Source organism: Pedobacter zeaxanthinifaciens (assembly GCF_003313335.1).
Taxonomy (GTDB): Bacteria; Bacteroidota; Bacteroidia; order Sphingobacteriales; family Sphingobacteriaceae; genus Pedobacter; species Pedobacter zeaxanthinifaciens.
In genome coordinates this window covers 21,946-34,655 of sequence record NZ_QMHP01000016.1, presented here as the reverse complement: position 1 = coordinate 34,655, position 12,710 = coordinate 21,946, and the positions used below count along the sequence as shown (strand labels likewise).

Annotated in this window: 5 protein-coding genes; all 5 read left to right on the top strand. The window is 39.9% G+C overall.

Features of this window, described 5'->3' with window-relative positions:
• Positions 1–51 precede the first annotated feature (51 nt).
• Positions 52–2,682, top strand: coding sequence for a CBM96 family carbohydrate-binding protein (locus tag DUT68_RS17655; RefSeq protein WP_113639558.1), 2,631 nt, complete (start codon positions 52–54; stop codon positions 2,680–2,682).
• Between the two features lie 185 nt (positions 2,683–2,867).
• A complete protein-coding gene (locus DUT68_RS17650; protein WP_198659635.1) occupies positions 2,868–5,450 on the top strand; it encodes a glycoside hydrolase family 2 TIM barrel-domain containing protein in 2,583 nt (860 codons plus the stop codon).
• A complete protein-coding gene (locus DUT68_RS17645) occupies positions 5,450–8,467 on the top strand; it encodes a discoidin domain-containing protein (RefSeq protein WP_237088374.1) in 3,018 nt (1,005 codons plus the stop codon). Before DUT68_RS17650 ends, DUT68_RS17645 begins: the two co-directional genes overlap by 1 nt.
• Positions 8,468–8,521: 54 nt before the next feature.
• The gene (locus DUT68_RS17640) at positions 8,522–11,455 is read left to right on the top strand and encodes a glycoside hydrolase family 2 TIM barrel-domain containing protein (RefSeq protein ID WP_113639556.1); all 2,934 of its coding nucleotides are present in this window, start codon (positions 8,522–8,524) and stop codon (positions 11,453–11,455) included.
• A gap of 5 nt (positions 11,456–11,460) precedes the next feature.
• The gene (locus DUT68_RS17635; RefSeq protein WP_113639555.1) at positions 11,461–12,699 is read left to right on the top strand and encodes a DUF2264 domain-containing protein; all 1,239 of its coding nucleotides are present in this window, start codon (positions 11,461–11,463) and stop codon (positions 12,697–12,699) included.
• Positions 12,700–12,710: the final 11 nt, after the last annotated feature.

Genomic DNA, 12,710 nt, shown 5'->3' with positions numbered 1-12,710 from the left:
GATATCCTAACCATCGCTGCCCTAAACTCCGTTCCACTATTTGTTAATATCATGAAAATAGTTATTTACAGCTTACTACTCATTATCCCTTTTTTCGCTAAAGCTCAAAGTCAAACCTTTACTGCCGTGGCAGATGCACAAGTATACGAGGGCAGTAAAACCAACAATTACGGTACTAGCGTTAATTTGCAACTCAAAAAAATACCCGAAAGCGCCAATTCCCGTATCAGCTATTTAAAGTTTGATCTTTCGTCTTACACATTAAGTCAAACTGGTAAGGCTGTGCTGAGAGTTTACCTTAACAAGCACGAAAATTTCCAGATCCCTGTGATTGTAGAGGCGATGAATGTTACGGATAATAATTGGTCTGAGAGCACTTTAAATTGGAATAACAAACCTACGCCAGCGGGCAGCATTGCTACGGCGCAGCTAAATGCAGTAGGGATGTATTACGAATGGGACGTGAGCGAATATATAAGAAGTTTAAATCTTACTGTTGGGAATGGCAATTTGGTATCGCTAGCACTACAGGACGTGGCAGGTTCCGAAGCCCTGCTGACTTTTAACTCAAAGGAAGCTACTACCAATAAGCCACAATTGGTTATTTATGAGGCTTATAGCTCGCCAATGGTTGGCGGTACTTTTTATGTAGATGCTGTAAATGGAAATGATTTGAATGCAGGTACTTCAACAGTAGCAGCTTGGAAAACCTTAGATATGGTGAACTCAAAAGTATTTCAGCCGGGTAGTAAAATTTTATTCAAATCTGGACAAACTTTTTATGGCACATTGCTGATTAGCGGAAGTGGAAATGGTACTAGTACGATCAGCTATGAAACCTACGGTGGCACAAGCCCGGCAGTTATAGATGCCCAAGGGACCAAAACTGCGGCTTATGCTTATAACAAATCCTATATTGAAATCAAAAACCTAGCTTTTACAAATTACAGAAATGGAACCATTACGGAGGAAGATTTATTTCACGCCATGCTTTGGATTAACGAAAATGCAGGTACATTAAATCACATCTATTTAGATGAATTACGCATATTTAATGTAAACAGTTCCGATGTTGCCGATGCAGCAGGCACCAAAAATCATGGAGGTATATTTTTTGATATTTTAGGCACTAGCGTTATAAGTAAGTGGAATGATTTACAGGTTACCAATTGTACTTTTGAAAATTTGAGCCGTACGGGTATCAATTTCGAATCTACTTGGGAGCTCAGAAATTCCACTACATCCTTTGGAGATAATTTAGGTGATGGACGCACCGATAATTGGGTTCCTAGCACCAATGTCATACTTAGAGGTAACACCTTTAGGCATATCGCTGGTAATGGTTTGGTAGTTAGGGTGGCCGTAAATCCACTTATAGAATACAACTACTTTGAGTACTGTGGAGAAACCATATCCGGTAATGCCGCTTTTAATTTTAATACTGATGGTGCCATTTTTCAATTTAATGAAGCTACCAAAACCGTATATAATGATGGAGATACTGATGCCAGAGGGATAGATAGTGATTTTAGAACAAAGGACACCTATATTCAGTACAATTACCTTCACCACAATGGGTTAGGAGGTGTTGTAGCTACCGGTGGCGATCAAAATGTTAGTCCGCCTAGTATTCCTGAACGCTTTAACGTCAATACGGTGATCAGATACAATATACTGGAAAATAACGAAAGGCAGGCCATATCTTTTTCTGGAGGAATGAAAAGTGCCGAGGTGTATAACAATACCATTTATGCTGATGCGACAGTGAATAATGTGCTGGCGGTGCGTTTGGCAATATGGTCGGTGGCGCCAAAAAACATCAGCTTTAAAAACAATATTTTTTATTTAAGAGGCAGTAATACTACGTACAGTTTTGCTAGTGGTTCAACTTATAGTTTTAACAACAATATCTTTTACACCACTAGTTCTGCTTCCGAGCCATCAGACCCTAATAAGCGCACTGCTGATCCTTTATTGCTTAATCCTGCTAGCGGCTTGGAGGGGTTTAAACTGAAACCTAGCTCACCTGCGCTAAACACAGGAATGAATATTACCTCAAATGGAGGAAGAGATTACTTTGGAAATGCAGTTCCGGTAAATGGTTCAACTAATATTGGCGCTTACAGCGGGGCAGGCACCAATGTACTTCCTATTGAGTTAAGTTATTTCAAAGCAGAAAAAACTGTATCAGCGGTGCTATTGCGATGGGCAACTGCCACTGAAATTAACAACGAGCATTTTGAAATAGAACGTGCTGTAGATGGTAGTTCCTTCACTAAAATTGCTTCTGTAAAAAGTAAAGGCGATTCAAAAAACATTACTACTTATAGCTATGAAGACAGAGGAGTGAGTGTAGGTACATATTATTACCGATTAAAGCAGGTGGATTTTGACGGAAAATACACTTATAGCGACATTGAGACAGTAAACTTTAAAATAGTTGCTGAAAATCAATTAATGGTTTATCCAAATCCGGTAGGTAATTATTTTAAACTGAACGTGAAGGGTGATTTTATACTGTCAATTTATGATATGCAAGGTAAAATCGTATTGCAAAGGCAACTAGCTAATTATGATGCGAACCAAATTGATGTTCAGCATTTAAAAACAGGTTTATACCTCATTAAAGTTCATCGCGAAAAGGATAATGAATTTTTTCAAAGTCGCTTCATGAAATTTTAAAATCAATGTTCATGTTAAACTTTAAATATCCATATCTATTTATCTGTTAATATAACGCTCTAAATCATTTTAAGCCACTTTTTTGACCTTTTTATAAGGTACTTATGTTTCATCTGTCGGGCATGTTTTCAGTTTTGGCTGCCTACCTTGAGCTTCGAAACAAAACCATTTATAATCCTTTTTCAATGATCAGCAAGTTACAGTTTTGTGTTTTCATTTCTCTGTTTTACACCTCAATGCTTTTTGGGCAATCGAAGGTAGTTTTATCTTTGAATGATAACTGGAAATATTTATCCCGCGGAACTGATTTTGCACAGAAAAATAAAATTGACGATAGTAAATGGGCCACAGTTAATATTCCGCATACTTGGAACGCAAAAGATCCATTTGATGACGATGAGACTTCCAGACGTGGAACAAGTTGGTATCGCAAGAAATTGCTGCTCGATCAAAGCTATAAGAACAAACGCATTTATCTCAACTTTGAAGGAGTAGGTCAAGTAGCTGATGTATATGTGAACGGAATTTTTGCTGGACAACATAAAGGTGGTTATACCGCATTCACTTTGGACATCACCAAGCTGGTAAAAATTGATGGACCAACTACCGAAAACGTGATTGCCGTACAAGTAAGCAATGCACAAAACGACTTTATACCTCCACTTTCCATTGGCTATGCCTATTACGGTGGTATTTACCGTGATGTTTGGTTAATTGCTACTTCAAATATACATTTCGATTTATGTGATTACGGTAGCCAGGGCGTGTTTGTAAACACACCACAAGTTTCGAAAAATCTGGCAAGCGTTTCGATTAAAGCAAACTTGGTTAATACTGGTTCATCAAACGAACAGTTAGCTTTAGTTCATGTGCTTTACAATAAGGAAGGTAAAGAAGTAGCTAGAGATAACAGTAAAATATCACTTGCCGCCGATGAAAAAGTCACTGTAAAATCGAAAACTTTTTCCATAAATAATCCCCATTTGTGGTCGCCAGAAGATCCTTACCTGTATCAGTTGAAAAGTCAGCTTGTTTTTAATGGCAATGTGGTAGATGAACAGATTAATAACGTTGGTTTTAGGTGGTTTGCTTTTGATGCAGAAAAAGGATTTTCATTGAATGGCGAAAAGTATCTTTTAAAGGGAACCAACAGACATCAAGATTTCAAAGATAGAGGGGATGCTTTAAGTGCAGCTGATCATTATCGCGATTTAAAAATGATCAAAGAAATGGGATGTAATTTTTTACGGCTGGCACACTATCCTCAAGCTAAAGAAGTACTTGATTTGGCAGATAAACTGGGCCTTTTAGTGTGGGAAGAAATTCCTATAGTTAACTACATGAATCCGGTACCCGAGTTTTTGGATAACAGCAAAAATATGGTTAAAGAAATGGTGAGGCAGCATTATAACCATCCATCCATTATCATTTGGGGATCAATGAACGAAGTTTTGCTGTGGAGCGATAGGGCAGAGCGCATTCAAATACAAGAAAACCCTCAATATTTAGAGAAAGTAGGCGCATATGCCAAGCAGTTAGATCAGCTGCTGCGTAAGGAAGATCCTTTTAGAACCAGTACAATGGCCATGCACATCAGTGATGATTACGCAAAATATGGGCTTTTGGATATCGCTCAGTTGTCGGGTTTTAATATTTATGAAGGCTGGTATAGTGGCTCGGTAAATGCCTTCAAAACTACCATTGATACCATTCATTTTAAAAATCCTAAACAACCTTTGTTGATCAGTGAATATGGTGCCGAAGCCGATAATAGGGTAAACACCGAAAAACCGCAACGACTGGATTTTACTGGACAATATCAGCGCTATTATCACGAAGCATACTTGCGGCAAATACGTCAGATGCCTTATTTAGCCGGAACGGCAATTTGGAACCAGTTTGATTTTTCGCAACCAAATGTGGGTGGCGTTAGCAACAACATCAACCAAAAAGGACTTGTTACCTGGGATAGAAAGCCCAAAGATTCATATTACTTATACAAGGCTAACTGGAATGATAAACCTATGGTCTATATCGCTTCACGTGATTGGCCGCAAAGAGCTGTGGCAAAAGGTGATAGCTCAACCATTGAAGTGTATGCTAATGTGCCTAATGTTACGCTTACGGTTAATGGTAAATCTTATGGTGCCAAACAACCTGACGATGTGAAAAAATGTGTTTGGAAGGTGTTGTTGAAAGAAGGAAATAATGAGATTGTGGCCAGTAGCGTAACGGAGAATGATTACTTAATTATTCAAAATCAAGCTTACGATAAACAAATTAACCATCAAAATTTTGAAGAAATTGCCATTAACTGCGGTGCAAACGCACAGTACCTTGATGGCGCAAGCACTACATGGATAGAAGACCAAGCGTATACACGAGGTAACTTTGGCTATGTTGGTGGTACGGCCTGCACATTAAATATCAAAACCGTTAAAAAAAATACAGAGGATAAACCTTTGTATTACTACTATTTAAGTGGTTTGAAGCAGTATCGCTTTGATGTTCCAAAAGGTAAGTACGAGTTAGAGCTGGATTTTATGGAGCCAGAAAAGTTGACTAAGACTGAACGCATCTTTAATGTGCGTTGCAATGGAGAGATGTTATTGGCCAATTTGAACTTAGCAATAGATTACGGTTGTGCCGTTGCTGTTAAGAAGCGTTTCATCGTAAACGTTGATGATGATCAGGGATTAACTGTTGATTTTGAGGCTTTAAAAGGACAAAGCATATTGAATGGGATAAAACTTAAAAAGCTGAACTGATGAGTGCATTGAAAATGAATATTTGCCTAACATTTTTGCTTTCGTGGCTAAGTTTAGCTAGTAAGGCCCAGCAAAATTTAGCGCTTCATCAGCAGGTAAGCGTATCATCGCAGTCGGTAAATTTTCCAGCGTCTTATATCACGGATGGGAAAATATCAAGGAAAAGCAAATGGGAATCAGCCAATAGTAAACCGCCACACATAGTGGAAATTGACTTACAAAGGTATTGCAGTATTTCCAGTATAGTGGTGCATAGTGGTGTGCTGGACGAAGAGAAAAAACCTGAAGAAATGCAGCAGGCAGCTGGATTTTGGTCGCTTAAAAATTTTAAACTACAGTATTGGGATGATGCCAACTGGAGCGATTTTCCTAAAGCCGAAGTTCATGAAAATAGACTGGTAGCAGTGCGCTTCAACTTCCAACCGGCCATTAGCACTTATCGTATTCGTTTAGTTTGTGATGATGGCGAGGTGGTGAATATCATGGAAATAGAAGCATTTGGAGAAGTTACACCCAATATGCCAGCACCGCCAAGCATAAATTCCAGCATCCAGAAAACGAACATTTTAAAAGGCCCCTTCAAGGCTAAGATTAGCGTTGATAAAGCGTTAGTCGGTAAAACAATGAAATTTGTCGGTTATAATCAGGGTTATTACTTTCCCGGTAGTAACATTTCTGCTTGGCTGGAATATGCAAACATCAATAGTTTAAGGGTTTGGGCAAGTCTTAATGCTTTTGTGCCAGAGCAATTGGTACAGTCAAAAGCCGAAGTAAACGGCGTGGAGGAGTTTGATAAATTAAAGGCAGAATTACGTTCCCAGCCCGAAAAAAATAGGTTCATTAAGTGGAATGATTTGTTGCCTTTGTATGATCGTCCTGATTCATCATCCACCAATGCGATGGTGTACAGCTACGCCTTAAGTGAATTAAAGCGGCTGCAAATAACTGTGCTTTTGCAGTTAGGCAGTACAGATTTTAATGATACTTGGCAAAACAAATGGAAGCAGTGGCAGCGGTATTACGCTATCGCTTTTTACTCGGCAAAGATGGGTAACGTGGCAATGTTTGCCATGCAAAATGAACCCAACCACCGCAACTCAGGCCCTATGTTATTAACACAATGGATTGCTGGCGCTAAAATCGTTTCGGACGCAGTGCATTGTGCAGTTAACGATGTAAATAGGATATATCATAAAAACTTACAACCGAAATTTGTTGGTCCGGTTACGGCGGGAAACAATACCGAATGGTGGGCCGAAATTGCAAAAAATAACCAAACGGATTACCACGGCAACCCAGGCAGTGAGGTGGTTGATTTATTTTCGACCCATTCTTATAATTCGCCGGCTGCGGGCTACGAAACTCGCGTCGCCAACATTAGCAAAGTATGGAGAGAAAATCATCCGCAAGGTAAGGCAATACCAATAATGTATACAGAAATAGGTAGATGGATGAATGCCTATCTTATTGATAAAGAAGAGACAATGGATTCACCATCGCTGTTTACAGAATGGGCGGGTATTTATTCCAATAACATGAAAAATGGAGCTTACGGGATGTGGGCTTTCAAATTTGCCAATACGGCTAGCAACACTTATCCAAGGGGCATTAAATCTGGTCATCATTTTATTTGGCAAGGAAAACGTGTGGTAGAAGATGCTTATAAAAATATCGCTTTGCGCAAAAAAGTAACCGCTAGTACAAGTAATGATAAGGCTTTTTTAGTAACCGATGGAGATAAAAACGCTGATGATGCTTGGGTTTCAGGTGAAGAGAAAGAGAAATGGATTGCTATAGATTTAGACACGGTTGTTGAGCTAGGTGGCGCATTTATTTATACCGGCTCGGCTGGTGGTGTTTACACTGCTGCTGATCGGGTACGTAATTTTAAATTGCAATATCATGATGGGAACAAGTGGATTGATATTTCAGGTGCGGAAGAAAAGGGCAACAAATACGCACAAGTGTTTATGCCATTTCAGCAATCGGTTAAGACAAGTAAAATACGCTTTGTAAGTACTGATGCAGCTGTAAAGGTTCGCGAAATAAAGCTTTTCGCTGCAGGGGAGGTTCCATCGCCAAAATTGGATTTTAATGTTTCAGGCATACAGCGTACTGGAGAGGTAGTAAGGCTATTTGCCAAAGGATTTAAAGATGAACGCCGGTTGTTGAAAACGGCAATTGATGTGCCGAATAATGATTTAGATGCCTATACTTCCTTTGATGGGAACACGGGTAATTACTACATGTGGCTAGTTAATCGTAATCAGACAACAGTTAGCTTAACCATAGACTTAGCTGCGTTAAAATTACCGATCACCAGCAGTTTAACTGCAGAAGAAGTAGGCGAAAAATACTACGGTGAGGTATCGCAATTGTCAACGCTCTCGAAAAATAGCACCTTAAGTTATTCGCTTTCGCCCCAAAGTGTAGTGCTATTAACAATTACACCTACTAAAACTACGCCAACAGTTGTGGCTTCTAACAACGCTATTTCGGTTAAAGCTGGTGCAAATGCTCAAAAATATTTCCCCAATACACTTGGAGTTCAGCTTGATGCGGCAAATCCATCCAACAATGAGGTAGCTTATGTAGGATTTGATATTTCTGCTCTTCAAAAAAATGTACCAAGAAAAGCGGTTTTAGCCATTGCTGGAAATGTGAATGACGCTGATAGACCTTATAGATTACATGTATACGCCATACCTCAAGATCAATTGTGGACATCGAAGACAAATTTTAATTGGAATAATGCGCCTTACCTAGACAAGGATGAAGCTTTACTAAAGCAGGTAGGAACAGCGGCTTTTATTGCCGGTGAAATGGCTTTTGACCGTCAAAAAAAATATCACTACCTAGATGTAACTGACCTTATTAAAAGGCATGGAAAAAAGCAACTCGCCTTTGTACTTGTGCGTGAAACAAGGCAAATGGGAGATGACGAAGATAAAGGAAGGAGGGTTTCTTTAACTATGCCAAGTGAACCGCAAAAACCAAAATTATTGTTATGGCAATAATGTGTTTTTATATGTTAAATTTAAACTAATCAATTATAAACCAAGAGACTTGAAATGATGAGAAAGTTACTGCTGAGTATTATGCTTAGCGTATGTGCCGCCGGTACATTGCTTGCCCAAGATGAACAAGAGAAAACCTACAAGCCAACACTAACACCCTTTACTGGTACGGATTACGTTCGGCTGGTAATGGATGCCAATTTGAAAAAAAACAATGCCACGTTTAATGTCATTATCAAAGCAGTGGCTGATGGTAAAACCTTGTATCAAGCTAAGGTAGCTCCAGCAGAGGTAGATAATGCAGGCGTAAAGCAGCTCACGTTTACCGTTAAAAATCTGAAACCAGTTTTGTGGGAACCGAATAATCCCTACTTATATCAATTTACGTTACAGCAAATAGTTGGTGGCAAAGTAGTTAGTGCTATTACTGAGCGTGGCGGATTTCGTTTTTTTGAACGTAGGGGCGGTAATTTATATCTCAATGGTAAGCCTATTTTTTTACGTGGTATAGCCATTAATCCACCGGGAAGAGGTATTCCAACTAAGGTAGAGCGCAGTCGTGAATTTGCTTTAGCCTACGTTAAATTCATGAAAAGCATTAACGTAAATATCATTAGGGTGCAAGATGTAGAAACCTGGTATGACGTGTGTGATGAGCTTGGAATGATGGTTTTTGGTGGTAATTACGATGGTAAAGTTGCCAAAGGCGCCAAGGTGGATAAACAAGAGCAGGTTGGCGACGAGGGCGATGGTGGATTTCCGAAAGACCATGACGTTGGTTTAGCTTGGTACGAACATGAGAAACTTGGTCTAATTGCGCATCATCCTAGTTTAATGGTATATGCCATGACTAACGAAACGCCGTTTACCGGTAAACGCTTTGAAGAATGGAATGCATTTTTAACCTATGCCTACAATAATTTAAAGAAATGGGATGAAACACGTGTTTACATTGCCAACGCTGGCTACGGTTATGGCCTTACAGGCGATATCTGCGATTTGCACCGTTACTGGGGTTGGTATTATAGTTCTCCTTTTACATTTTTAAATATTCGCTCCAATGCTAATATCATTCCGTTTCCAAAAACGGGGCAGCCTATTACATTTACCGAATGTGTTGGCAATTATACCGGTCCGGATGGGAGATACAACCAAACGCCAGCACATAAAAACCCAAGTTCGCAACTGGCTTGGACAGGCCACGAAAAGCAGGATATGCAGGCGCAACTAGCCGATGTTCACCAGAGCTTTACTTTCAGGCAAGCAACGGAAACTTTTAGGCAAATGCGAAGCTTAAACCCTGATTTAAGCGGTTTGTTTCCCTTCACCATTCTTTTTTACAACTGGGATACCATCCAAAAGTTCGAGGATATGAAACCAAAGCCAGTTACCGAACAAACAAAACTTTCTTATCAACCGGTGCTATTAAGTTGGGAGTGCTGGACTAGTAACGTGTTCGCTGGTTCAACCATAAATCCTATTGCACATGTTATTAATGATGATAACGGCTTTGCAGATTTAAAGAACGTGAAAATTGTTTATCAGCTACTTGATCGGGCTAAAACGGCAGTCTATTCTGATAGTTTGCAGGTAAATGATATTCCATATTACGCTACTCAGCAAAACAAACTCAGTATTACGGTACCAGCAAATCTTTCCACTGGAGATTACACGCTTTTCGGTAAAGTATTCGCAGATGGAAAAGAGGTATCCAAAAACTTCTTCAACCTATTTATTGCAGCCAAAACTTTTACGCAAGCAATACCTCAAATTAATGCATCGGTGCTGGTTTATGATGGTAATGGCGCTACTAAACAAGCTTTAAACCAGCTAAACGTACCTTTTAAAGAAATTACTTCAATAGCAGCCGTGCCTGCAAATTCAATTTTGATTATTGGAGAAAATGCTGCGGATAAAAACTTGGCTGCTAATGCTGCAACGGTAAAAGATTTTATGAAAAAGGGAGGTAGGGTTATTGCTTTGAGACAGGATAGTGTTCATCGGAAGGACCTCAATGCCATTTTAGATTTCAGGCTGACCAATACGGCAGCTGATATTGATAATCCCGCTTATCCTTTGCCAGCTACTCCGCTACGTAATGGATTTTATTTAAATGCAGAACGTCCTGAGCATCCGATTTTTTCGGGGATAAAAAGAGAAAACTTGAAAGTTTGGTCTGACTACACCAACTGGAATCCAACTAAGAGCGGTTTCCCGATGATTTATCCAGTAACTGACGGTTTTCAACTGGAAAATTGGGATGGCATTGCTAGCACTGCAGTGCTGGCAAACTACAGTTCAGGTTTGCAGAGTATTGCTTTAGCTGAGCAATTTGTAGGCAATGGAAGCATCATCATATCAGGACTTGATTTAGCGGCAAGAGCGGGTGTAGATCCAATTGCAAGTCGCTTGTTCCTCAATATGTTAAGTTACGCAAGTGCAAATGATCATTCTGCTCATCAACTGATTACTGCGCCTATTATTTGGGGCGAATACGAAACAGAAAGAGGTATTTTAAACGATAATTCTAGCGGGTTTATCTCCAATTCAACACCGCGTATCACACCAGCTTATGCTAAGGGCGGTATTGTAGTTACAAAAGAAGGATACCAACTTGCTGGCGGTAATAGAGGGCTTTTTAACACCCGTCCGGGATTGCAATATGTAACCAACGGACGTAGGCCTTGGGGCACTTTTGTACAAACATTTGGCGGCCAGCCCCGAACCCCAAAAGGAAATGAAGGTACCGCTAAATTTTGGTGCCGCATTCCCGAAGGTCAAAATAACATGACTTCGTTGGTATGGAACCCCTCTGCTGAACCACTCACCATGAAAATCAAAATTAACGAACAGCAAGAAAACACTTACACCATTGCCGCTGGCATGCGTATGCTGCTTGACACTAAAGTTGATGCTACTACAGTTGGCGTAAACTATACAGGTGATAGAAGGCTTGTTGTATTAGAAACCTCATTCAGTAAAAAATAGCATTTATGAACTTACATAATTCTATAAAAACCATATTCACACTAATTTTTTTAGTGCCAAGCATAGGATTTGCGCAAAAAGTAAATCCATCCAACGGATTGGCAGAGCGTGAATATTTGGTTAAAACATTGGTACGTATTGCCGATCCTGTTTTAACCGCATTAAGTCAAAACAAGCTTAAGGAAACCATGCCAATTGAGGCCAAGGTAAGTAAGGATAGGGTGTACAGTTCGCATCTTGAAGCTTTTGGAAGATTACTTGGTGGAATGGCGCCTTGGTTAGAGCTTGGTCCTGATGAAACACCCGAAGGAAAGCTGAGAAAAAAATACATTGATCTATCTGTTCAATGTATCAAAAATGCCACTAATCCAAATGCCGTAGATTTTTTAAACTTCAACAAAGGCAGGCAGCCCTTGGTTGATGCCGCTTTTTTTGCGGACGCGTTATTGCGAGCGCCAAATCAGCTTTGGGGCAATTTAGATGAGCAAACGAAAAAAAATACCATTGCTGCTTTAAAGTCGAGTAGGGATATTTTGCCTTCGTTTTCCAATTGGTTAATGTTTAGCGCCACCGTAGAAGCGGCTTTACAAAAGTTTGATAAATCTGGCGATAAAATGCGTTTGGACTATGCGCTGAAGCAGCATATGCAGTGGTATAAAGGAGATGGGATGTACGGTGATGGCCCTGATTTTCACTTTGATTATTACAATAGCTTTGTGATACAGCCTATGCTTTTAGGAGTAACCAAGGTACTAAAAGATGAAAAGCTGGACACTAAGAAATATTATGAGCTGGTACTGGAAAGAGCAAAGAGATATGCCGATATTCAAGAGCGTTTAATTTCTCCCGAAGGTACTTTTCCGCCAGTAGGACGCTCCATTGCTTACCGTTTTGGTGCGTTTCAACTGCTCTCGCAAATTGCCTTAATGAAACAGCTTCCTGCACATATTAAACCGGCGCAAGTTCGCTCGGCTTTGTATGCAGTTATCAAACGTCAGGTAGAGATGCCGAACACTTTTGATGATAAGGGATGGCTTAAAATTGGTTTTGCTGGCCACCAACCTGAAGTTGGAGAAACTTATATTTCAACAGGAAGCCTCTATTTATGTTCACAGGCCTTTTTAATGCTGGGCTTACCCGCAACAGATGATTTTTGGCAGGCACCGTATTCCGATTGGACCTCCAAGAGAGCTTGGAAAGGAGAGGATTTCCCCATAGATCATGCACTAAAAGAAGAAAACTAACATTTTGAACC